Source organism: Kangiella sp. M94 (genome assembly GCF_054926195.1).
In genome coordinates, this window is sequence record NZ_CM142903.1 from 579,224 (window position 1) to 601,276 (window position 22,053).

Here is a 22,053-nt window from a genome sequence, read left to right on the forward strand (position 1 = left end):
TGACATGAGGTTCAGCGCATGAACATTCATGTGATTTCTTTGTTTCCATCCATGTTTGATGGAGTTATGGAACAAGGCGTAGTTGGCAGAGCGGTCAAGCAAGGCAAAATACACTTTGCCGTGACTAATCCGCGGGATTTCACAACGGATAAGCATAGAACCGTTGATGACAGACCTTATGGTGGTGGGCCAGGCATGTTGATGATGACTGAACCGCTAGCCGAAGCCATCCGCTATGCGGAGACTCGCATGAGTCTTGAGACTCCATCAGAACCTGTTTACAAAGTGTATTTGTCCCCACAAGGACGCCGCTTGAATCATCAGGTGGTTAAGGAGTTGGCCGGAAAGCCAAACCTGCTATTCGTAGCAGGGCGTTATGAAGGGATTGATGAGCGGGTGATTGAGTCAGAAATTGACGATGAAATCTCGCTAGGCGACTTTGTTCTTAGTGGTGGTGAGATTGCAGCTATGGCTGTGATCGATGCAGTGGTCAGAATGCAGCCGGGCGTGCTCGGACATGAAGACTCTGCAAGTGAGGACTCTTTTGCGGAAGGTTTATTGGACCATCCGCATTATACAAGGCCTGAAGTTTTTGAGGGCCAGCAGGTCCCGCCCATATTGCTCAGTGGCGATCATGATAACATTCGTCGCTGGAGGCTGAAGCAATCTCTGGGGAGAACCTGGTTGAGACGTAAGGATTTGTTGGACATTATTCAGCTGAATGATGAGCAGCAGAAACTCTTACAGGAATTTATTGAAGAATACGAAGCAAAAAGTAGCAAGTAGTCTTCGACCGATTAATTTTGAACGAGCGAGAGCTCGAATGAGGAGCACACAGCCATGAGTAACATCATCCAGCAATTAGAAGCTGAGCAAATGACTAAAGAAGTACCAACTTTCGGTGCCGGTGATACAGTTATTGTTCAAGTTAAAGTAAAAGAAGGAAGTCGTGAGCGTTTGCAGGCTTTTGAAGGCGTTGTAATCGCAAAGCGTAATCGCGGTCTTAATTCTGCATTCACAGTGCGTAAGATTTCTTCTGGTGTAGGCGTTGAGCGTACATTCCAAACTTACAGCCCAATGATTGACAGCATCGAAGTGAAACGTCGTGGTGATGTTCGTAAAGCGAAAATCTACTACTTGCGTGAGCGTTCAGGTAAATCTGCACGTATTAAAGAGAAATTGGCTAACAGAAAGTAATAGCAATTTTCCTCCAAAAAAGCAGCCTCTGGGCTGCTTTTTTTGTTACAAAGTGACACTTGTGTGTATTAAGCTTTTCTCCTACCATTCCCCTGCTTTTTATAGCAACTCAAATTACAAATACAGAGGATTTTCATAGATGAAAACAAAACTTGTTGCAATAGCCCTAGCAGGCTTATTTTCTGGTTCGGCGTTAGCTTCGGACTTAAGTTATGATTCAATTGAGCTAGGCTATAGCCAATTGGAAATGGATGACTTTATTGATATGGATGGCTTGAATGCTGACTTAACAATCAGTTTCACTCCTAACTGGTATATCAGTGCAGATACGGTCATGACATCGGGTAGCGAAAGCGGTTTAAGCTCCGATATTGACTTCAGTACTTTAAATGTAGGTTTTAATACTTCTATCAGTAACAGCGTCGATTTTATTGCTGAGCTTGGTGCTGCGCGTTATGACGTTACTGTTTCTCTAGCAGGTTTTGGCTCTGGCTCCGATGATGACAACGCAGCAAATGCAGTAATTGGTTTCCGTGGCAAAGCAGGAGATGTATTTGAGTGGGGTGCGAATGTTAATCATATGGACTTCGATGACTCCCTGACTTTCTTAAATCTTGAAGGTCGTTTTTTCTTAACCGATACATTTTCTTTAGGCGCTAAAGCAAGTATTGAAGATGATATGGAAATCTACAGCCTTACAGCTCGTTTTGATTTCTAATCAAATGATTAACTAAAAAAAGCAGCCATCAGGCTGCTTTTTTATGCCCTAAAGCTTTATTCTGGTAAAGTTAAAGCTCTTTGAGCGTTAGTTGTGGCGATATGAGCGAATCGATTATTGAACAGTTTTGTGATCAGATCTGGATGGAGCAGGGATTATCCGATGCCACACTTTCCAGCTATCGTAGCGATCTCAAATTGTTTAACCAGTGGCTACAAAAACAAGGAAAAGATCTCATTGGCAGCTCTGCTTATGATATTCAGCAATATTTAGCCGAGCGATATAGCAAGCAATATAGTAGTCGTTCTACCGCCCGCTTTTTATCCTCTGCTCGAAAGTTTTACCGCTATCTTTTGCAGAACAATCAAATCAAAGTTGACCCTACTCAGCAAATCGAAAGCCCTAAAATTCAGCCACCGGTTCCTAAATCATTAAGTGAAGACGAGGTCGATAACTTATTGAGTCAGCCCGACCCCGATACAGCCTTAGGCTTACGTGACGGGGCGATGCTTGAGCTTTTGTATAGCAGCGGTTTGCGTATTACTGAGCTGATTTCTGTAGAGATGAACCAGATTGGCTTTCAGCAGGGCGTTATGAGGGTCATTGGTAAGGGCAATAAAGAGCGACTGGTACCGATCGGTGAACAGGCACTAGAGACTATAACCCAATATCTCCGACATGGTCGTGCAGAGCTGGCTAATGGTAAAGTGAGTGACTGGCTGTTTTTGAGCACCCGGGGGCAAAGGATGACACGGCAGACTTTTTGGCACCGGATTAAGTACTATGCAAAAACTGCAGGAATTAACACGCATCTCTCTCCACACACCTTGCGCCATGCTTTTGCCACTCATCTCCTGAATCATGGTGCAGACTTGAGGACTTTGCAAATGTTACTAGGGCATAGTGACTTATCAACTACACAAATCTATACTCATGTCGCTAAAGAGCGACTCAAGAAGTTGCACAGCGAGCATCATCCTCGTGGATAAGCGGGTCGGCAGGCTTATTTAGGGTGTAAATGTTTGTAAATCGGCTTAAAAGATAGCCAGTGGCTAGCTAGAATAGCACCATTAACACTGTTTATAATTTGTGTAAGCGCCTTCTTTTTATCAACTAAGCATCTGAGTGGAGTCCATATCAAGATGAAAAAACTGTTTGTTATATTGATGCTAAGCCTATCGATACCTTTAGCTTCAGCAGCCACTAAAGCGCTCAATGAAGATCAAATCAGAATGATGTTAGAGGCTCGCTTTCCAGGTGCATCAATTGAGCATGTGGCTCCATCTGACGTGGATTCTCTGTATTCATTCTTGTTGGAAGGCAATCTTTATTATATCTCCGATGACGGTAAATATCTGATTGATGGCAAAATGTTGGATATTACAACGGAAAAAATCCGTAATGTTTCGCAGGAACGACTTTCACAGCTTGATAAGATGAAATCACCGATGCGTAAGCGAGAAATGGCCAAATTAAAAGAAGAAGACATGGTAGTTTTCAAAGCTCCTAATGAGGAGCATGTTATCAGCGTCTTTACAGACATTGACTGTGGCTATTGCCAGAAGATGCATCGTGAGCGGAATGACTATTTAAGCCGGGGTATTACAATCCGTTATCTGGCGTACCCGCGGGCCGGAATTAATTCATCGTCAGCTGAAAAGCTGAAAGGTATCTGGTGTGCCAGCGATCGCCAAACTGCCATGACGGAAGCTAAACTGGAGCGTAAGTACCGCGAAGGTCGGTGTGAAACCCCTTTTGCACAGCACATGAGCTTAGTGCGTAAATTTGGTATTCGTGGCACTCCGGGCATTGTTCTGGAAAATGGTGACGTAATTGGTGGCTACGAGCCAGGTGAAGTTATGCGCCAACGCCTTGATAAATTGAAAGAAGAAAGCAAGTAAGTTATTACCGACTCAATTTAAAAAGCCTGTTTTATCATACGATAAAACAGGCTTTTTTATATCTACAAATTAGTGGTTACTTAAGGATAGAGTAATGCCAGCACCTTACGCCCTTCGCTGGCCAGGACTGTGAAAGTGCGGCAAGCTGCATCAGTTGCCATCACTTCGAGCGGTGTCCCTATCATCTGTGCTTGCTCTAATAAATCCCAGGAAGGGAATTGCTGACTCTGACCAGTACCTAAAATTACCACTTCATAATCAGCGACTTTCAATTCATCGAGCAATTCTTTATTCAGTTCATTTAAATCAGTGGGTAATCGATTTTCATGCAACTCTTCAAGCCCTAAAATAATGGGGTCCTCATATGACGCATTATTAATGATAATAGTACCTGTGCTATAGGAACGAATAACATAACGGCCAGATGATTTGTCCAGAGAAAAATCCATAGGTGCTTTTAATCTATTGAAGGGTATCTCTATAATAGCAACTCATCGGCTGCTGGATCAAAGACAGAATAAGACGACCGTTAATAAATTTATGAATAAACTTATCCGACAACGACAATCCAAAGACAAGATTAAAGCCTTAACCCCCAGCGCGGTTCTTAATCGAATTTATTCTAACCGCGGCATACAAGATCCAGCCGAACTCGACTATAACCTGACTCAATTGCTTCCTTATCATGATCTTAAAGGTATTGATGTTGCTGTCGATTTACTGGCTGATGCCATTAAAGAGCAAAAGCATATATTAATTGTCGGTGATTTTGATGCTGATGGCGCAACTAGCAGTGCCTTAGCGAAACTGGTGCTGTCGGCTTTTGGGACAAAACAAGTGGATTATTTGGTGCCAAACCGATTTGAGTTTGGCTATGGACTATCACCCGAGCTGGTAGAAGTTGCTAAGGGTCTAAAGCCAGACTTAATAGTCACAGTGGATAACGGCATTTCCAGTCTCGCTGGTGTTAAAGCCGCACGACGAGCGGGTATTAAAGTGTTGGTTACTGATCACCACTTGGCTGGCGAAGAATTACCGCAAGCGGATGCCATTGTGAACCCCAACCAGCCTGGCGATGCCTTCTCCAGCAAAAATCTGGCAGGAGTGGGGGTGGTTTTTTATGTTTTACTGGCTTTGAGAGCGAATTTAAGAGCATGCAACTGGTTTGAGTCACAAGGAATTGATGAGCCCAATTTAGCGCATTATCTTGATATTGTAGCGCTGGGAACTGTTGCTGACGTGGTGCCTCTTGATAGCAATAATCGTTTGCTGGTTCATAACGGCTTGCGATTAATTCGAGCAGGTCGCTGTCGACCTGGTATCAGTGCCTTACTGCAGTTGGCAAAACGGCAGCTGGCAAAAGTAACTGCCACTGATTTAGGGTTTGCTGTAGGACCGCGACTGAATGCCGCAGGACGCCTGGATGACATGTCGATAGGCATAGAGTGTTTGTTGGCGGAGGATGAAGTCAGGGCTCGAGAGCTTGCTGATATGTTGCATAGCTTAAACAGCGACAGGCAGCAGGTTGAACAGGAAATGCAAGATGAAGCATTATCTAAGCTGGATGATGTTGATTGGCAGGCAAGTGAATTTGCTCATTCCGTTTGTTTATACGAACCACACTGGCATCAAGGTGTTGTGGGTTTATTAGCCTCGAGAATTAAAGAGAAAGTGAACAAGCCCTGTATCGTTTTTGCCAATGCCGATGAAATCAGTGTTAAGGGTTCTGCGCGCTCAGTGAAAGAAGTACATATCCGTGACGCGCTGGCACTGGTAGACAGTCGCCATCCTCGATTGATAGAGAAGTTTGGTGGGCATGCCATGGCTGCGGGCTTATCGTTAGCCCTGGAGAATTTGGAGCAGTTTCAGCAGGCTTTTGAACAGGCCGTCACTGATTTATTGAGCGGCAAAGCAATAGAGGATGTTATTGAAACGGACGGTGAGCTCACAGCAGAGGAGTTGACCATTGATACGGCACTTGAGTTAGCTCAGGCAGGACCATTTGGGCAGGGCTTTCCTGAGCCAGCTTTTGAGGGTGAATTCCAAGTGTTAAAGCATCGCATTGTTGGTGAGAATCATTTGAAATTAACCCTGCGAAAAGACAATGAAACAACGCCCGTTCAGGCCATTGCTTTTAGAATAGATGTGGAAGAGTGGTTGTCACAACCGGCGCAAAAAATACGAGCAGTGTATAAGCCTGACGTTAATGATTATTTCAACGTGGCAGAATTACAATTGCTGATTCAATATTTTGAGCGGCTGACTTGAGCGTGCAAAGCCTCTAAATAGAGGCTTATTCTTATTAAGATGCCCGCTCAGGAATTGCTGCATCGCAAGCTTCGGCGTCGCCTGTCCAGTTGGTGCTGACCACACGCCCTTCCTGGTTGTAACCGACCTGAACTCTACAGTGAACTTCCTTGCGCCCACCAAACAGAGTAGTGCCAATACTGCCAAAGAAGTTTCCACCAAATCCACCAACACCAACGCGCATTGATGGTTTGTTTTTTATGTCTCTGGTATTCCACTCTGCATAAGTCAGATCATTAACTTGCTGCTCAGCCGTGGGCAGCCCCCAGGTTTGGACTAAAGTTTCTATGTCTGCACCTTGCCAAGACGTTAACTTACTATCAACTTCCGCAGGTTGAACTGTGCTACATCCCGCTAAGAATAGGCCCATGGTGATACTGACAAGGGTTAACTTAATGAAGGAGTTTTTAATCATACAAGCTTCCTGTTTGTTGCTCTTGATTAAGAAGAGTGTTACATGAGATGTGGGAACTTACCAGTATTTGCTTGGCAATTAAGGCTAATTACGTGACCTTTTTGTAAATTTTGGCCAGTAAGTTCGCAACTTGTAGACTCCTTCGCTAGAATGTTGTGCAGAAATTAACAAGATTAAAATCAAGAGGTTAACAATGCAATTACCTGTGGATACAGAACAACTGACCAGTTTTGCTGAGAGTAGCTGGCAAGTGATGCTCGATTATACTCCCAAGCTGATATCTGCATTGGTGGTCCTGCTCGTTGGTTTAATCCTTATTCGGATGATACTCAATGGTGTAAGAAAAGCCTTCGCAAAAAAGAATTTTGACATTACCTTGCAACGTTTCTTGGTAAGCATGATTAGTATCTTACTTAAGGCAGCGCTGGCCATTACGGTGATTGGAATGCTTGGCATACAAATGACCACCTTTGTTGCCATGTTGGGTGCCGCCGGTTTAGCGATTGGTCTGGCTTTGTCTGGTACTCTGCAAAACTTTGCGGGCGGCGTTATTTTATTGATTATACGTCCTTATCGAGTCGGTGACTTTGTTGAAATGCAGGGGCACTCAGGAACGGTAAAAGAGATTCAGATTTTCAATACTATTCTGACTACTCCAGACAATAAAACCATCATCATTCCTAATTCGCCTATTTCTACCGGCTCAATGATTAATTACAGCACTCAACCAAAGCGCCGCGTCGACTTTACGATTGGGATTGGCTATGACGATGATATTGATACTGCTCGAGATGTGATTCTTGCTGTTATCGCCAAAGATGACCGCATCCATCAAGATCCGGCTCCTTTTATAGCAGTGTCTGCACTAGCGGATAGCTCGGTTAATTTTGTATTAAGAGTCTGGGCAGATAGTGGCGATTACTGGGGAGTCTATTTTGAAAACCTCGAAGCCATAAAAAAGGCCTTAGATGCCAACAACATCAGCATCCCATATCCTCAGCGAGATGTACATTTGCACACTGTTGAAAAATAAGAAGTTTCAGCGATTATTAAAGGCGCCTTCAAGCGCCTTTTTTTGTGCTGTTACGAAAATCAATTGCAAAAGGTGATGCCAATAAAGGCTAGAAACTGTACAATTAGCGCCCAATTTTTATTGAGTAAAGTAACAGACTTTACTTAGGTCAGTTATACGAGTCAGGTGGTTATGCAGGTACATTTAAGCGCGTTAGGGTGTCGATTGAATGAGGCGGAGCTTCAGAACTGGGCGAATTCGTTCCAGCGTCTGGGCTTGTCATTGACTTCAGAAGCCGATACTGCCGATTTAATTGTGTTAAACACCTGTGCGGTGACCGCCGAGGCGGCACGGAAATCCCGTCAAACAGTTCGACGTTTCCATCGCGCCAACCCCCAGGCCCGAAAGGTTGTAACCGGCTGCTATGCTTCATTGGAGCCAGAAGAAGTGGCTAAAATCATGGGTGTTGACCTGGTGGTAGCCAATGAGGATAAAGATGCGCTGGTTGAAAAAGCTAAACAGTTATTAGAAATTCCAGCGATGCCTGAGTTTGCTACTGAACCGGGCGAGAGTGCCTTATTCGCTCGTAACCGTGAGCGAGCTTTTATTAAAATCCAGGACGGCTGTCGTTATCGCTGTACTTATTGCATTGTCACAGTTGCACGTGGCGAAGAACGCAGCCGGAGCGTTCAGGATTTAGTGGACGAAATTAACCAGCTGCACCTTGAAGGTGTGCAAGAAATTGTTCTGGCTGGAGTCCATGTTGGTGGCTATGGATCCGATATTGATTCGAGTTTATACGAGCTGGTGGAAACCATACTTCGGGAAACGCAGATGCCGCGCATTCGCTTCGCTTCTGTTGAGCCATGGGATCTGGGCGAAAACTTTTTTGAGCTGTTTGCTAATCCGCGTTTGATGCCGCACATGCATCTACCCATTCAAAGTGGTGCTGATACAGTGTTACGAAGAATGTCTCGTCGCTGCAAAACTTCGACGTTTAGCGAGCTGGTGCAACAAGCAAGGACTCAAGTTCCAGGTTTTAATGTGACGACCGATGTTATTGTCGGTTTCCCTGGCGAAACTGAAGAAGAATTTAAACAGACTATGCAGTACATTGAAGAAGTTGGTTTTGGCCATATCCATATTTTTACCTACTCGGATCGTGAGGGCACCAAAGCTGCTCGCTTGCCAGGCAAAATCAGCAAGGATGTAAAAAAAGAACGTAGTCATCAGTTGCACGAACTAGCTGCTCGATTGAAAGCCGAGGAGCTGGAGCGCCAAGTGGGGCTAACTGTTCCTGTGCTCTGGGAAAGTTCGAATCAGTTCACTGAAGAAGGCCAACAACGTTACTTTGGATATACTCCGAACTATCATAAAATTGCGGTTGAAGTTCCTGCCACACTTAATCCTGAGCGACTGGTACTAAATACCAGAATTGACGGAGTTGATGCTGAGCATGGTTACTTACAAGGTGTCATTGTTGAGGATATTCCGCAGCAGGAATCATCGGCGATTCAGGTTAAAACGATTGGTTGATGATTGCTGTTATGACAATAAAAAAAGGCTGATAGCAGCCCTTTTTATATTTAAAGTTATTTCTATTGTGTGATTTTAACGTTTAACTATCTGCCGCTTCTGGTTCTTCTGGATTTAAGAAGCGTTCTGCTTCTTTATTGACAACCTCTAACTCTATTAATAATTGCTCATGCAGTTCTTCGAGTTTATTGTACTGTTCTTTCTTTATTCGAGTTTCGTATACGTTGCTCAGGTGTTTGAGTCTTGGTGTGCCAACATAGCAGCTGGCGCCATGTAATTTATGCACGTGCTGTAATAGCTGATCGAAGTCCTGGGACTGGTAAGCAGCATGGATGTTCTGTCCGGTTTCAAAGTTGGATTCAACTAACATGGTCAGCATATCAATGGCCAGTTGTTCATTGTTATTGGCAAGTTTTAAGCTCAAGCTCCAGTCCAATGACTGCTCCTGTCCCTGTCCATTGCCTTCGACTTCTTGTTCTTCTGTATTGACTGGGGTTAAATCGGTGGCAGATTGAGTCCATTTTAGCAGTAGATTGATTAGTGCCTGTTCTGAAACAGGTTTGGTCATGTAGTCATCCATACCAGCTTCTAACAACTGTTCACGTTCATTAGCCATGGCATGCGCAGTTAAGGCGATGATGGGTGTTGTTAAGTTGGTACGGTTTGCACGAATGGTACGAGTGGCTTCCAGGCCGTCCATTTCCGGCATTTGAATATCCATCAGGATCGCATCATAGGCTTTGCTCTTACTAAGTGACACGGCTTGCATACCACTTTCTGCAGCATCGACTTTGATATTTAAATCCTGCAATAGCGTAGTTACCAGACGGAGGTTGGAAGGATTATCATCCACTGCCAATACATAAATGTCCTTGAGTAAGCTGGCGTCGCCAACAACCGTGGGAGCCGGCTCCTTGCCAGAAGATGCCGAAGGTGTTTTTAATAATTCTATCAGTGAATTATAGAGTGCTCTGTGAGTAACAGGCTTGGTTAGGGCTCGACTGACACCAATTGAGTGCAAGTGCTCCAAGAAGTCTGCATTGCCAGCGGTAGTAAAAGTAATCACTGGGCAATATAACTGGGTTTGTGTTTTGTTGCAGATGTACTCAAGTTGTTGCTGACGACGTCGGAAACGCTGGCCACCAATGATAATCAATTCAATGCTTTTGCCGCTTTGGCTATAAAGATCGATCTCTGTCATCAGGTCATCAATCTTGTCAAAGGAGCGTACCAGCATGCCCCAATCTTCCAGAATTTGGGTAATTGATAAGCGGGTGGATGGGTGTGGGTCAAAAACCAGCACTGATTTATTGGCCAGGAATTCACCACTTAATCCATCTTCAGGAAGTGAGTCTGTACGCTCGCATTGTAGAGTGAACCAGAAGGAAGAGCCTTCACCGGCAGTACTATTAACACCAATATTACCACCCATTTTCTCAACCAGAGATTTAGATATTACCAGACCTAAACCTGTTCCACCGAACTCACGCTTGGTAGAACTATCCGCCTGACTGAAGGCTTTGAATAAATTGCGTTGCTGCTCCTGTGTCAGGCCAATACCTGAATCTTTAACCTGAATTTTAAGCTTAAGTCCTTTCTTATTCTCCGACTCGACTTCAGCATAGAGTTCGACACTACCTGACTTGGTAAATTTAATGGCGTTGTTTACCAGGTTAGTAATGATTTGTTTAATACGAATGGGGTCGCCGAGCAATGCCTTAGGTACGTCAGAAAAAATCAAGGAAACCAGTTCAATGCCTTTCTTATTGGCATTAGGTCCTAACATGCGGAAAATATCATCGACACATTCGCGCAGGTCGAATGGATAACGCTCAAAGGACATCTTGCCTGCTTCAATTTTCGAATAATCAAGAATGTCATCAATGATCGAAAGCAAGCTGGTGGCAGAGCGTTTTATATCAAACAAGAAGTCTTTTTGTTTATTGTTTAGTTCGGTTTTCAACAGGAGTTCAGTGAAGCCGATAACGCCATTCATTGGAGTTCGTATTTCATGGCTCATATTGGCCAGGAATTCGGTTTTGACTCTGCTTGCTTCGAGCGCCTGACGACGAGCTATATCAAGTTCAAGGTTATTGACTTCGAGCGTTTCGAGAGTTTCACGTAAATCTTCGGTTGCCTGATCAACAGACAGTTGCAATTCATCCTGATTCTGCTCCATATTCTCTGCCATCAGGTTAATACCTTCTTGCAGGGTCAAGAGTTCGGCGCTTGCTTCAGATTGAATACGGGTATCGAGTCGACCATCTTTAATACGGTTAATGCCTTCAACCATTTTCTCAATGGGGGTGGTCACGCTCATAGACATTTTCCGCGCCAGGAAACCGCCAATTAATAGACCAATCAAGGTAATGAATAAGGTGGTGAGAACCGTGTTATAGCGACTTATAACGGAAAATTCATTGGTCATCATTACAGCGACATAGCCGAGCAATTGTGCATTGGCCTGGCTGTAATTTTGCCATGATTCATAAGTTTCCGGGAATTTCGAAATAATAGGTGCGTAGAACAGTTTGCCATGCTCGCTGTCGGTAGTGCGAGCGAAACGCATCAAGTTATTGGATGAGCCAGATTTGGCTAAAGAGTAAGGATTTTCAATGCTCATTGTGCTGAGCGTTTCGGCGGAACCTACGGATGCCAATACGCGATTATTCTGGTCGTAAATTGCCACTGCCATCAGATCTTTGTCGTTATCGCGCGCTGCCTGAGCCATCTCCGCCAGATTTTTTTCGTCGAGAGTAATTAAGCCATACTCGCTGGCCAGAGCAAGGTGGGTAGCAATGGTTTTACCACGAGCCGTTAAGGAGTATTTGCTGTCATTGATGTGGTTACTGATGAAGAGGGTGCCCAGCAATAAGGCAACTAAAATAGTTGGCGTTAACGCCAAGGTCATGATTCGTTTATTGATTCCCCACTCTTTCATCTATTGTTCCATCTCATAATATACATTTTCTAACTTCTCGATCTGACCAATTAACTCGCCTAAAGTCAATTCTGAAAAACCGAGTAACTTGGCAATCCGTCGGTTTGCATCCAGCACAAACTTGTCTGGATATTGATAGGGTTCTTTTACCAGCCCCTTTTCAATCTGATAAATTAAATCAGCTGTTTGTTCGCCTATTGTATAAGGCTTGCTAAATAAAGCCAGCATAGCACCTTCGCGTAGCATATTGGGAGAGTTGCCTATGACAATCACGCGGTTACGGAAGCTGTTGACCAATAAGGATTTTCGCGAGCGTCCTGGCGGGTAAACGCGATCTGTGTCGTGCAACATAATCCGACAGCAGCTGACCAACATATTGATGGCATCCAGAGTTTTCAATTGCGTATTAACCACCAATGGCTTGTAGGGCAAATTGAAAAACTGCGCCAAATCCTGATAGCGATCTTTCATATAACCGTTTTGGTGGCTGAAAAAGGTGCCAGTTTGTGCCTGATAGATATTAAGGCTTTTGATGAGTGCAAAATAGCGAATTAGGGGTTGTTCATGGGTGATGGCATAAAAATCATCATGCGGATGACGACGTAGTATTTCGAGGCTGTCGGCGGTATTCATCAAGGCAATAACAGGCCGTTCCGTTTGTACCTTCATAACATGGTCTAAGGCTTCCTGACCCACCGTAATAATGTAATCAGATTCGGAGTCGCTGATATAACTAGCCCAGTTTGGTTGTTTTTGCCAGAACAGCAGGTTTTGCTTGAGCCCCAGATCATATTTATCTAGTAAGCTTTGCTTGAGGCCGAACAGTAATTCTTGCTCTTGGGGGCTTGAATAGGGGCCTAAAACATCCACTGAAATGACTTTGCGTGTAGGGTGTTCAGCCACAGCCGATTGGCCCAATGATAACAGGGCGATAATCAAAGTCACTGTATAGAACCACTGCATGGGTTTCAAAGATGAATTCTCCAAGCTTTTTTTGGCAAAGTCGTTATAATGTGGGGCTTTCGTTGCATAATCTACCTTGCCCCATGGATATAGGCAAGTAAAGGCCGGAGCCAGATAGACTTTATGAATATATTTGTATTTGATATCGAAACAATACCTGACATTGAAGCAGGTCGCTTGCTGAACGAATTTGAAGGCTTGTCCGATGAAGATGTGGTCACTGCGATGGAGCATTTGCGCTATCAGCAAACCGGCAATACTTTTCAGCCTTTGTATTTACAAAAAGTGGTTGCGATTTCAGCAGTATTTCGCCATGGCGATAAGCTAAGCGTCTGGTCTTTGGGCGACGAGCAGGCAGATGAGAAAGAAATCATTCAGCGCTTTTTCGATGGCATTGATCGTTTCACGCCAACTATCGTGTCCTGGAATGGTTCTGGCTTTGATTTGCCGGTCTTACATTATCGCGCCATGAAACATAATATCTCGGCTCCAAAATATTGGGACACCGGCGAAATGGACAGCCAGTTCAAGTGGAACAACTATATTAGCCGTTACCACAGTCGCCACCTGGACTTGATGGACGTGATTGCCTCCTATAATCCGCGCGCCAATGCACCGCTGGATAAAATCGCCAGTATGCTGGGTTACCCCGGCAAAATGGGCATGAGCGGCGCCAAAGTGTGGGAAACCTATCATCAGGGCAATCTCAAGGCTATCCGCGATTATTGCGAAACCGATGTGCTCAATACTTATCTGGTGTACCTGCGCTTTGAAGTGATGCGCGGCAATTTAAGCCAGCAAGATCTGGAAGCAGAAGAGCAAAAATTGAAAGAGTATTTAGCCAGCGAAAATCAACCGCACTTTACTGAATTCCTCGAAGCCTGGAGCTGATCTAGACCTAGACCCAGGCTCGGGCTTTCCCTTTACTGAATTTTATCTGAGAGTTAATCATGGCAAGAAGACGTCGTAGAAAGCCGTTACCGACCGAACCCGTCAATGCAACCATTCATGCGTTCTCGCACGAAGGTCGCGGGATTTGTAGCGTAGAAGGCAAAACGGTTTTTGTAGACAATGCCCTTAAGGGTGAAGAGGTGTCATTCCAGTACACCGAAAAGCGTGGCAAGTTTGACGAAGGCGTGGCCATCGAAATTCACAGTGCCTCGGAAGACCGCGTAACACCGCCTTGCGAACACGCCGATATTTGTGGTGGCTGCAGCTTGCAACACATGAGTAACTCAGCACAGATAGCCCACAAGCAAAATGTATTGGTCGAGCAGCTGGATCATTTCGGTGATCACTCCCATAAAGATGGTGACTATGAGCTGGTTGAACCGCTGCAGGCAGACGTTTTAGGCTATCGCCGCAAAGCACGTCTGGGCGTGAAATTTGTACCCAAGAAAGGCGGAGCCTTGGTCGGCTTCCGTGAAAAGCGCAGCAGCTTCTTGGCCACTATTGATTCCTGTGTGGTACTTGATCCGCGAGTAGGGCAGTTAATCACGCCACTGAAAAACATGATCAGTGAACTCGACAGTAATGACAAAACCGCACAACTTGAAGTCGCCATGGGCGATGATCAGGTGGCCTTAGTGGTACGTCATCTAGTGCCATTAACCGAAAAAGATCAAAACCTGTGGAGCGAATTCGGTAAAGAACACGGCATTTATATTTACCTGCAACCGAAAGGCCCGGATACGGTTCATTTGCTCTATGGCCCAGACACGAGAGACTGGTTGTCCTATCAATTGGAAGACTATGATGTGGAAATGCTATTCCACCCCATGGACTTCACCCAGGTTAATGCCAGTATTAATTCGAAAATGGTCAAACGCGCCATCGAATGGCTAGAGCCAAAAGCCGACGACCGAATTCTTGATTTGTTCTGTGGTTTAGGGAATTTCACCATTCCCCTGGCAACACAAGTGCAGAACGTAGTCGGTGTCGAAGGCAGCGAAGCCATGGTCGAGCGTGGGCAAATGAACGCCAAGCATAACGGCCTCAGCAACGTAGAATTTTACGCGACAAACCTGCAGGATGACTTCACTCAAGAGGAGTGGGCACAACAGGGTTTCAATAAAATCCTAATCGACCCACCACGCAGTGGCGCATTGGATGTAGTGCAAAACATTACGCGCTTCAACCCAGAACGCATCGTCTATGTATCCTGTAACCCAGCGACCCTGGCGCGCGATGCCGGCGAGTTAAAAGAGAAAGGGTATAAGTTGGTGAAGGCGGGGGTTATGGATATGTTTCCGCATACCTCCCATACAGAATCTATCGCTCTGTTTGAAAGGGGCTAAAATAACTTTATGCTTTGTTAAAGAGTTGCTCAAGATGCTCAATGACCTACTAGGTCACCTCCGCTCTTTCGCAACTCTTTGCCTCGCCTAAAGCCATTTTATCTCTCTTTCAGTTTCACTTATGATTTGGGGGCTTTGTCGGTGCTCCGCGCCTCAAAAACTCTTATGCCTTGTCTTGAAAGAAAAACCCTGTTTTAAAACCATGTCGGAAAGAGTGTCGGTGGCTTTTTATGCTTTGTTAAAGAGTTGCTCAAGATGCTCAATGACCTACTAGGTCACCTCCGCTCTTTCGCAACTCTTTGCCGCGAACTTAAGCATTTTAGTTCTTTCTGGCCTGTAAAGTTAATGGTAAATATGCAGCTAAAACTTTTGTAATACCTCTATTATCTTGTCATTCCCGCGAAGGCGGGAATCCACCTTTGTCATCCCGCGGCTTGACCGCGGGATCCAGTGACTTTTATTAATAATGTTGCACGCGAGGGCAGGCTTCGCTCTGATTCATCCTTCATCCCAACCAACAAAAGAACTAACAATATATTTTGTCGCAGTTTAGATAATATTCATACTTATCAAAGTCAAACTGGAATTCGTCGATAAAAATCACTGAATTTTCGGGTGTGATTGTAAAACTATGGTTGCCGGGATGTTCTGCTGATAAACCTAGTCCTATTTTGATTTTTTTTCTGGTCATTTTCTTTAGAAGTATTTCATGATCAACAAACTCATCCCCTTTTTTTGATACTTGTATATAAAAATCGCATCTATCCATTAAGTACATTGGCTCTATCTCTTCAACGAAAAGACCTATTTGATGGATCTTATCCTGTACTTCAGCAGATAATTCCTGACAAAGCACATACATATAAAAGTCAAACCCAAATCTCAAACTAAATTCATTGTTAATTTCTAATCTACAAGACAGGAAGTGTCTTAAGTTCATTCTTATTATTGTTTCGATTTCGGATAGTCCAACAGACTTATCCTCAAACACCTCAATTTCAGAGAACACATCTTCTCTTAGCCATGCTTTTTCCCTTTGTGATAAAAGCCATTCTGTGTAGTTATTATCTAGGTCGATAACCCTCAGGTGGTTTATTGATAAAGATTTAAGAACTTCAATAATCGATAGGACATATTTCTCTTCAGCTGCAAAATAGTCTGAGTTTTTTGCTTTAACTCCATTGAAAACTTGTCCTATTTGCTCAGGCTCAGTCCATTCGTCTTTTAAGTAGTGGCCGCTTTCATTACGGTTTTTAGGGTTATACTTTGTAATTCTGTAATCACGCATTCCTAGCTTCTCTGGGTTATATCGTTGTGACTTGTGGTTTTATTTGTTAATTAGGATAGCTTTTCCAATCCAACATCTTAATACATCATCATTGCTAAGCCTATAAAACAGTAGAAAGGAGTATGACAGCATCTCTTTGCGATCCAGTAAGCATCAAAACACTTGCTTACACCCTGGTTACTTTTCTCCACTTCCAATAAAAACCAATACTGCTAATATAGGCTTTTCGTTATTGTAGACGAGTCTAAATTAAAACCCTTCCAAGGACAGAATAAGAACCCAGATTATGAAACGTAAAGATCACGATATATTTGAGCTGGTTGATAATTCGCAGTTTTCGTTTGAGCCATGGCTTGAGCTGAATCAACTGACGGTTGATGGTAAGCCTAAGTCTAAGCTGCAGAAGGCGGTGACGATGGCGCAGCAGAATGTATCGGTGACGCCTGTTTTAAAGCTGAATACTTTGGCGGCTGGGCTTGAGTTGGCTGAGGTGTTGACGCATTTCAATGCGGATCCGGATACTTTGACGGCGGCGGTTTTGTTGCCTTCGGTGATTGCCGGTTCTATCAAAATCGAAACCATTAAAGATAAGGTGGGCTCTACCATTGCCGGCTTGGTGGAAGGTGCTGGCCAAATGGAGGCTATGCGTAGCTTACAGCAGGAAACCGGTGCTGAAAATGACCATCAGCAGGTGGAAAGTCTGCGTAAGATGCTGCTGGGCATGGTGAATGATGCGCGAGTCGTCTTGTTAAAGCTGGCTGACCGGGTTGTCTCACTCCGTCATATCAAAGACTCCAGTCGCGAGACCCAGTTAACTTTTGCTCGCGAAACGAAAAATATTTTTGCCCCATTAGCTAATCGTTTAGGTATTGGTCAGCTTAAGTGGGAACTTGAAGATCTGGCGTTTCGCTACTTAGAACCTGAAGCTTACCTGTCGATTGCTAAAAACCTTAAAGAAAAGCGGGTGGATCGTGAGCGGTATATTGACGATGTTACTCAGCTGCTTGAGCAAAAACTCAAAGAAGAAAATATTAAGGGCGAAGTCAGTGGTCGCGTAAAGCATATTTATAGCATCTGGAAAAAGATGACCCGTAAGAAGGTGGGCTTTGAGGAAATTTATGATGTTCGTGCTGTACGAATTCTGGTTGAGCGGGTTCAGGATTGTTATGGGGCGCTAGGCATTGTGCATGGCGAATGGCAACACATCCCCAAAGAATTTGATGATTATGTAGCAACCCCAAAAGAAAATGGTTATCGCTCGATTCATACGGCGGTGGTTGGGCCGGAAGGCAAAATCCTTGAAATTCAGATCCGTACATTCCAAATGCATGAGGAATCTGAAAAAGGGATTGCTGCGCACTGGGCTTATAAAGAAGGTGCCAATTTAGCCAAGGTGGGCGTTGACGATAAGATTGCCTGGATGCGTCAATTGCTGGAATGGCAAAGTGAGCTGGCGGATGTGAATGCCGATGAATTGATGCATGAGTTCCAAAGCTCGGTTTCCGAAGATCGTGTATTTGTGTTTACGCCGCAGGGCAAGGTTATCGATTTACCGGCTGGCAGCACGCCGATTGATTTTGCTTACCGGATTCACAGCTCGATTGGTCATCGTTGCGTGGGCGCTAAAATTAATGGTCGAATCGTACCATTAACTTATCAGGTGCAGACTGGCGAAGTGATTGAAATCATGACGCAGAAAGAAGAATCGCCGAGTCGTGACTGGTTGATTCCACATAATGGTTACATCAATAGCAGCCGTACCCGCCATAAAATTCAGCAGTTTTTTAATAAACTGGATCAGGAAGATAATGCCAATGCTGGCCGTCAGTTATTGGAGAAAGAACTAGCGCGTAATCATTTGACCAATGTGCCGCATCAAGAACTGGCGCAAAAATTGCATTTAGCCAGTGATGTGGAAATGTACACCAAGATTGGCACAGGCAATCTGGGTATTACACAGGCTATCAATCGTGCTAAAGAGCTGCTCGAATCCAAGCAGCCGCAACGAGATATTCAGCCGACCCTGCGCAAAAAATCAAAGCGTAAATCTTTCAGCGATGTATCAGTGTCAGGAGTCGGCGATCTGCTGACCAGTATTGCTAAGTGCTGCAAACCGGTACCGGGTGAAGATATTATCGGTTACGTTACGCAAGGACGAGGTATCGTTATTCACCTGAAAGACTGTACCCACGCCAGAAAGGCGTTGCGTGATAAACCCGAGCGGATTATTCCGGTGCAATGGGAGGCTGAATCAACCAATGCTTATGCGGTGGATTTAGTGATTACCGCCATGGATCGGAAAAGCTTGCTCAAAGATATCACCACTGTTCTTGCAAACGAAAACGCTGGCGTTACCGATTTGTCCACCAGCAAGCGCAATGAACAGGTGCAGATTTCGATTGAAATCGAGTTGTCGCAACTCGAAGATTTGCAGCGCATCATTACACTGCTTAAACAGTTACCTAATATTTTCACAGTTGAAAGACGACGCGGATAAATAGTTAACTTATGAGTGATAAAACTGTTCTTACTGCACTGCCACAAACGCAACGACTGATGACCATCATGCAGGCTTTGCGTGACCCTGTGTCAGGCTGTCCCTGGGATCGTAAACAAACTTATGAAACCATAGTTCCCTATACGCTGGAAGAAGCCTACGAAGTGGCAGATGCCATCGAGCGTGGCGATTTTGAGGAATTACATGGGGAACTGGGTGATTTATTGTTTCAGGTTATATTCTATGCACAAATCGGCCAGGAAGAAGGACGCTTTGATTTTGAATCGATTGCCGAAAAGGTTTCCGACAAATTAGTCAGCCGTCATCCGCATGTGTTTGGCGATAAAGAATTTACCACCGATGAAGAACTGAAAAAGAACTGGGAACAACAGAAGCATCAAGAGCGCCAGGGCAAAGATGAGTCCAATACCAGCTTGCTGGATGATTTGCCCAAACATTTCCCGGCTTTGTCGCTAGCACAGAAAATGCAAAAGCGCGTTGGCCGTCATGGTTTTGACTGGCCCGAAATTAGTGGTGTGATTGATAAAATTGAAGAAGAGATTCAAGAACTCAAACAGGCTATCGCTAACAATGACCAGCAAAACATTGAAGAAGAGATTGGCGACTTGCTATTTTCTTGCGTGAACTTGTCGCGCCATCTTAAAGTAGACGCCGAAGCGGCTCTGCGCAAAAGTGCCCGCAAGTTTGAGACCCGATTCAGAATGCTGGAAGATTATTTAGCAGAAAGTAATTTAACGGTAGATAGCGCGCCGCTGGAACAGCTGGATAGGGGCTGGAAGTATATTAAAAATTTAAAGACGGCTGAAAGTTAAAGTAGGGTATAAAGCAAGGCCTGTTGCCAAGCCTTGCTGTAGTGTTTTAGTTTTTAATTATGTGGCCATACTTATCTTTAAAGGATCCTACGGCAATCATAATAAAGTCTACTAATGTCCAGATACCCAAGCCACCAAGTGTTAGAAGCATTAAGATACCTGTACCAACTTTTCCTACGTAAAAACGATGTATACCCAAGCCACCCAAGAAGAAGCAAAGTAATAAAGTTGGCACGAAGCCTTTTTCGCTACGAATTTCGCTAGTTGTCATTGTTGTCTCCCGTTAAAATTGTTGTTGGTTTGCTAATGTCTGACCTGGATAGGTAACAATATTGCCCTCACCATCTTTATATGTGCCAATTAATAGCATAATGGTAACAACGATTGTGTGAAGGATATCTATCCCCAATAATAACCATCCTAGGTCAGGTCTTCCGGTTGCTATAAAATAAAAACCGAAAATCGATAAACCTAAATCAAGAAAGCCATGAAGCCAGCGATTTAGGTAAAAGTGATGAATTCCTAAAATTCCGAATATTCCTGATAAGCAGACTGCTACTGCGTATTTTTTTTTTGATTTCTCCATTTAATCCCTCTTTTTTTTATTTAAATTTTTACGACATTCTCTTTTCGCCCCTCAATCGAAATGTAAATTAAACTATTTCTTGCGTGATATCAAGGCAACCATGCATTTTTACTCAAGCCACATATCTTTTAAGATTATAAGTACAAATTGATTCAAACAAACCATCACCCCTTCGCTAAAATCCTATCTAGATGATTGGCGAAATTCATCCGGTCATTATGGCTTAGTGGTGGTGGGCCACCGGTGTGAATGCCGCTTGAGCGCATGGTATCCATAAAGTCACGCATATTGAGCCTCCCTCGAATATTATCCTTTGTGAATAACTCACCGCGTGGACTCAATGCCTGGCAGCCTTTTTCAATGACCTCGGCAGCCAACGGAATATCCGAAGTAATGACCAAATCGTCTTTTTCTGCACGTTGTACGATTTCATCATCAGCCACGTCAAAGCCAGAACTGACCTGGATTGCTTTGAGGTAGGGCGAGGGTGGCGTGCGAATAAACTGGTTGGCGACCAGCGTTAAAGGTGTTTTGGTACGCTCCGCCGCGCGAAACAGAATATCTTTGATGACTACGGGGCAGGCGTCGGCATCAACCCAGATTTTCATGATGATTCCAGCAATTCAATATTTGCTCTATTTTACACCATTTAATGCCAAGTCACTGTTTTATTGAGCAAAAAAATATCTCTGCCGTTTAGTGTCGTAAAGAAAGGCGTAAAAATGTCGTAACTACTTTGCTCAATTTTCTTTATATTAGAGCCTCATTCAGGGAATAAGAGCTAGTTAGATGAGAATTAACTCAGAATTGGTAAAACAACTACGTGCGGGTAAACATTGGTCGCAGCAACAATTAAGTGATGCTTGTGGTCTTAATTTAAGAACCATTCAGCGCCTAGAAAGCTCGGGCAAAGCATCCATCGAGACTGTACGGGCTTTGGCCGCAGTATTTGAGGTCTCGGCGGATGATTTAACTTTTGCCGAAAGCGGGCAGCCTGAAAGCGACAAGCCCGAAACCGGTGAGGCTTCCATGTCTCTATTTACTGCGGCTAAACATTGTTTTATCAATTATGCGAATTTTGAGGGCAAAGCTTCAAGGGCGGAGTATTGGTGGTTTTTCCTGTTTGTTTTGCTCATTGCCGCCATTTCGAAAGTTCTGCATGAGAAGCTGTACCTGATCATCGGTATTTTAACCCTATTACCGCTGTTAGCTGCTGGTACTCGGCGTTTTAATGACATCGGCCACAGTGGTTGGTGTCAGCTGTTGTTTTTAGTGCCTTTCGGCTTTGTGCCGGTGTTTATTATGTTAGCTATGAAAAGTGAATATCAAGAGCAGGAGACTGCTGGTGAGGAAGGCGCGACCTTGAAGCCCTGATTTAAGAAAGGCCATTGTCACCTTAATGGCCTTCTCACTCCTAATCTCTAGACTCTCAAACTTCGGGCCAAGTAAATTTACAAAAACTCCTCGCCAATGCTCCGACCTTTTTGATATACTGCCTTCCCGTCTTGAGACCCTTTCTTCTCATCGACATTTGGCCGAGCTCCTTGGCCGATTTTAAGTGT

The 22,053-nt window shown here is 44.2% G+C and carries 21 protein-coding genes; 13 read left to right on the forward strand and 8 right to left on the reverse strand.

The genetic code is table 11. The annotated features are described in order from the left end of the window. The first annotated feature begins 18 nt into the window (after window positions 1–18). The 5 genes from trmD to ACYTXU_RS02745 all read left to right on the forward strand — a co-directional run bounded on the left by trmD (window position 19) and on the right by ACYTXU_RS02745 (window position 3,816). A complete protein-coding gene (trmD, locus tag ACYTXU_RS02725; RefSeq protein ID WP_462208169.1) occupies window positions 19–786 on the forward strand; it encodes a tRNA (guanosine(37)-N1)-methyltransferase TrmD in 768 nt (255 codons plus the stop codon). Window positions 787–840: 54 nt separating this feature from the next. Next, complete coding sequence (rplS, locus tag ACYTXU_RS02730) at window positions 841–1,197, forward strand: 50S ribosomal protein L19 (RefSeq protein ID WP_462208171.1); 357 nt, start codon at window positions 841–843, stop codon at window positions 1,195–1,197. A 139-nt stretch (window positions 1,198–1,336) separates the two neighbouring features. Continuing rightward, window positions 1,337–1,915: a hypothetical protein gene (locus ACYTXU_RS02735; protein WP_462208172.1), complete on the forward strand. Its 579-nt coding sequence runs from the start codon at window positions 1,337–1,339 to the stop codon at window positions 1,913–1,915. Between the two features lie 101 nt (window positions 1,916–2,016). Then, the gene (gene xerD, locus ACYTXU_RS02740) at window positions 2,017–2,904 is read left to right on the forward strand and encodes a site-specific tyrosine recombinase XerD (protein WP_462208174.1); all 888 of its coding nucleotides are present in this window, start codon (window positions 2,017–2,019) and stop codon (window positions 2,902–2,904) included. Window positions 2,905–3,057: 153 nt separating this feature from the next. Continuing rightward, window positions 3,058–3,816, forward strand: a complete 759-nt coding sequence (locus tag ACYTXU_RS02745; RefSeq protein WP_462208175.1) for a thioredoxin fold domain-containing protein — start codon at window positions 3,058–3,060, stop codon at window positions 3,814–3,816. Window positions 3,817–3,896: 80 nt separating this feature from the next. Here ACYTXU_RS02745 and ACYTXU_RS02750 read toward each other — a convergent pair whose 3' ends face one another. Further along, window positions 3,897–4,265 (reverse strand): Mth938-like domain-containing protein, encoded by a 369-nt coding sequence (locus ACYTXU_RS02750; protein ID WP_462208177.1) that lies wholly within the window; start codon window positions 4,263–4,265, stop codon window positions 3,897–3,899. 91 nt (window positions 4,266–4,356) lie between these two features. On the opposite strand from ACYTXU_RS02750, the gene recJ reads away from it, so the two are divergent. Continuing rightward, complete coding sequence (gene recJ, locus ACYTXU_RS02755) at window positions 4,357–6,084, forward strand: single-stranded-DNA-specific exonuclease RecJ (protein ID WP_462208178.1); 1,728 nt, start codon at window positions 4,357–4,359, stop codon at window positions 6,082–6,084. Window positions 6,085–6,118: 34 nt separating this feature from the next. Here the strand turns inward: recJ and ACYTXU_RS02760 are convergent, their stop codons facing one another. Then, window positions 6,119–6,538, reverse strand: a complete 420-nt coding sequence (locus tag ACYTXU_RS02760) for a hypothetical protein (RefSeq protein ID WP_462208180.1) — start codon at window positions 6,536–6,538, stop codon at window positions 6,119–6,121. 193 nt (window positions 6,539–6,731) lie between these two features. On the opposite strand from ACYTXU_RS02760, the gene ACYTXU_RS02765 reads away from it, so the two are divergent. Then, complete coding sequence (locus tag ACYTXU_RS02765) at window positions 6,732–7,571, forward strand: mechanosensitive ion channel family protein (RefSeq protein ID WP_462208182.1); 840 nt, start codon at window positions 6,732–6,734, stop codon at window positions 7,569–7,571. Window positions 7,572–7,742: 171 nt separating this feature from the next. After that, a complete protein-coding gene (gene mtaB / locus ACYTXU_RS02770) occupies window positions 7,743–9,086 on the forward strand; it encodes a tRNA (N(6)-L-threonylcarbamoyladenosine(37)-C(2))-methylthiotransferase MtaB (protein ID WP_462208183.1) in 1,344 nt (447 codons plus the stop codon). Window positions 9,087–9,168: 82 nt separating this feature from the next. On the opposite strand, the gene barA is transcribed toward mtaB, so the two are convergent. Together barA and ACYTXU_RS02780 are read right to left on the reverse strand one after the other, a co-directional pair. Continuing rightward, window positions 9,169–12,027, reverse strand: a complete 2,859-nt coding sequence (gene barA, locus ACYTXU_RS02775) for a two-component sensor histidine kinase BarA (protein WP_462208185.1) — start codon at window positions 12,025–12,027, stop codon at window positions 9,169–9,171. Beyond that, on the reverse strand, window positions 12,028–12,990 hold the full coding sequence (locus tag ACYTXU_RS02780) for a hypothetical protein (protein WP_462209346.1): 963 nt from the start codon (window positions 12,988–12,990) through the stop codon (window positions 12,028–12,030). A gap of 123 nt (window positions 12,991–13,113) precedes the next feature. On the opposite strand from ACYTXU_RS02780, the gene ACYTXU_RS02785 reads away from it, so the two are divergent. After that, on the forward strand, window positions 13,114–13,881 hold the full coding sequence (locus tag ACYTXU_RS02785) for a 3'-5' exonuclease (RefSeq protein ID WP_462208186.1): 768 nt from the start codon (window positions 13,114–13,116) through the stop codon (window positions 13,879–13,881). Between the two features lie 59 nt (window positions 13,882–13,940). After that, window positions 13,941–15,287 (forward strand): 23S rRNA (uracil(1939)-C(5))-methyltransferase RlmD, encoded by a 1,347-nt coding sequence (gene rlmD, locus ACYTXU_RS02790; protein WP_462208188.1) that lies wholly within the window; start codon window positions 13,941–13,943, stop codon window positions 15,285–15,287. 526 nt (window positions 15,288–15,813) lie between these two features. On the opposite strand, the gene ACYTXU_RS02795 is transcribed toward rlmD, so the two are convergent. Next, window positions 15,814–16,575, reverse strand: coding sequence for a DUF7683 domain-containing protein (locus tag ACYTXU_RS02795; protein ID WP_462208190.1), 762 nt, complete (start codon window positions 16,573–16,575; stop codon window positions 15,814–15,816). A gap of 286 nt (window positions 16,576–16,861) precedes the next feature. Between ACYTXU_RS02795 and relA the strand changes: the two genes are divergently transcribed. Together relA and mazG are read left to right on the forward strand one after the other, a co-directional pair. Next, on the forward strand, window positions 16,862–19,072 hold the full coding sequence (relA, locus tag ACYTXU_RS02800) for a GTP diphosphokinase (protein WP_462208192.1): 2,211 nt from the start codon (window positions 16,862–16,864) through the stop codon (window positions 19,070–19,072). An 11-nt stretch (window positions 19,073–19,083) separates the two neighbouring features. After that, on the forward strand, window positions 19,084–19,905 hold the full coding sequence (gene mazG / locus ACYTXU_RS02805; protein WP_462208193.1) for a nucleoside triphosphate pyrophosphohydrolase: 822 nt from the start codon (window positions 19,084–19,086) through the stop codon (window positions 19,903–19,905). A gap of 46 nt (window positions 19,906–19,951) precedes the next feature. On the opposite strand, the gene ACYTXU_RS02810 is transcribed toward mazG, so the two are convergent. The 3 genes from ACYTXU_RS02810 to ACYTXU_RS02820 all read right to left on the reverse strand — a co-directional run bounded on the left by ACYTXU_RS02810 (window position 19,952) and on the right by ACYTXU_RS02820 (window position 21,099). Beyond that, a complete protein-coding gene (locus ACYTXU_RS02810; RefSeq protein WP_462208194.1) occupies window positions 19,952–20,176 on the reverse strand; it encodes an NINE protein in 225 nt (74 codons plus the stop codon). 12 nt (window positions 20,177–20,188) lie between these two features. Continuing rightward, window positions 20,189–20,491: a TM2 domain-containing protein gene (locus ACYTXU_RS02815; protein ID WP_462208196.1), complete on the reverse strand. Its 303-nt coding sequence runs from the start codon at window positions 20,489–20,491 to the stop codon at window positions 20,189–20,191. 164 nt (window positions 20,492–20,655) lie between these two features. After that, window positions 20,656–21,099 carry a YaiI/YqxD family protein gene (locus tag ACYTXU_RS02820; RefSeq protein ID WP_462208197.1) on the reverse strand — a complete coding sequence of 148 codons (444 nt, stop codon included), beginning with the start codon at window positions 21,097–21,099 and terminating at the stop codon, window positions 20,656–20,658. 181 nt (window positions 21,100–21,280) lie between these two features. On the opposite strand from ACYTXU_RS02820, the gene ACYTXU_RS02825 reads away from it, so the two are divergent. Continuing rightward, window positions 21,281–21,865 carry a DUF805 domain-containing protein gene (locus ACYTXU_RS02825; protein WP_462208199.1) on the forward strand — a complete coding sequence of 195 codons (585 nt, stop codon included), beginning with the start codon at window positions 21,281–21,283 and terminating at the stop codon, window positions 21,863–21,865. Window positions 21,866–22,053: the final 188 nt, after the last annotated feature.

Bases quoted from the DNA above. Each gene is read 5' to 3' on its own strand.
- trmD (WP_462208169.1), top strand. From the start codon at position 19: ATGAACATTCATGTGATTTCTTTGTTTCCATCCATGTTTGATGGAGTT.
- rplS (WP_462208171.1), top strand. From the start codon at position 841: ATGAGTAACATCATCCAGCAATTAGAAGCTGAGCAAATGACTAAAGAA.
- ACYTXU_RS02735 (WP_462208172.1), top strand. From the start codon at position 1,337: ATGAAAACAAAACTTGTTGCAATAGCCCTAGCAGGCTTATTTTCTGGT.
- xerD (WP_462208174.1), top strand. From the start codon at position 2,017: ATGAGCGAATCGATTATTGAACAGTTTTGTGATCAGATCTGGATGGAG.
- ACYTXU_RS02745 (WP_462208175.1), top strand. From the start codon at position 3,058: ATGAAAAAACTGTTTGTTATATTGATGCTAAGCCTATCGATACCTTTA.
- ACYTXU_RS02750 (WP_462208177.1), bottom strand. From the start codon at position 4,265: ATGGATTTTTCTCTGGACAAATCATCTGGCCGTTATGTTATTCGTTCC.
- recJ (WP_462208178.1), top strand. From the start codon at position 4,357: ATGAATAAACTTATCCGACAACGACAATCCAAAGACAAGATTAAAGCC.
- ACYTXU_RS02760 (WP_462208180.1), bottom strand. From the start codon at position 6,538: ATGATTAAAAACTCCTTCATTAAGTTAACCCTTGTCAGTATCACCATG.
- ACYTXU_RS02765 (WP_462208182.1), top strand. From the start codon at position 6,732: ATGCAATTACCTGTGGATACAGAACAACTGACCAGTTTTGCTGAGAGT.
- mtaB (WP_462208183.1), top strand. From the start codon at position 7,743: ATGCAGGTACATTTAAGCGCGTTAGGGTGTCGATTGAATGAGGCGGAG.
- barA (WP_462208185.1), bottom strand. From the start codon at position 12,027: ATGAAAGAGTGGGGAATCAATAAACGAATCATGACCTTGGCGTTAACG.
- ACYTXU_RS02780 (WP_462209346.1), bottom strand. From the start codon at position 12,990: ATGCAGTGGTTCTATACAGTGACTTTGATTATCGCCCTGTTATCATTG.
- ACYTXU_RS02785 (WP_462208186.1), top strand. From the start codon at position 13,114: ATGAATATATTTGTATTTGATATCGAAACAATACCTGACATTGAAGCA.
- rlmD (WP_462208188.1), top strand. From the start codon at position 13,941: ATGGCAAGAAGACGTCGTAGAAAGCCGTTACCGACCGAACCCGTCAAT.
- ACYTXU_RS02795 (WP_462208190.1), bottom strand. From the start codon at position 16,575: ATGCGTGATTACAGAATTACAAAGTATAACCCTAAAAACCGTAATGAA.
- relA (WP_462208192.1), top strand. From the start codon at position 16,862: ATGAAACGTAAAGATCACGATATATTTGAGCTGGTTGATAATTCGCAG.
- mazG (WP_462208193.1), top strand. From the start codon at position 19,084: ATGAGTGATAAAACTGTTCTTACTGCACTGCCACAAACGCAACGACTG.
- ACYTXU_RS02810 (WP_462208194.1), bottom strand. From the start codon at position 20,176: ATGACAACTAGCGAAATTCGTAGCGAAAAAGGCTTCGTGCCAACTTTA.
- ACYTXU_RS02815 (WP_462208196.1), bottom strand. From the start codon at position 20,491: ATGGAGAAATCAAAAAAAAAATACGCAGTAGCAGTCTGCTTATCAGGA.
- ACYTXU_RS02820 (WP_462208197.1), bottom strand. From the start codon at position 21,099: ATGAAAATCTGGGTTGATGCCGACGCCTGCCCCGTAGTCATCAAAGAT.
- ACYTXU_RS02825 (WP_462208199.1), top strand. From the start codon at position 21,281: ATGAGAATTAACTCAGAATTGGTAAAACAACTACGTGCGGGTAAACAT.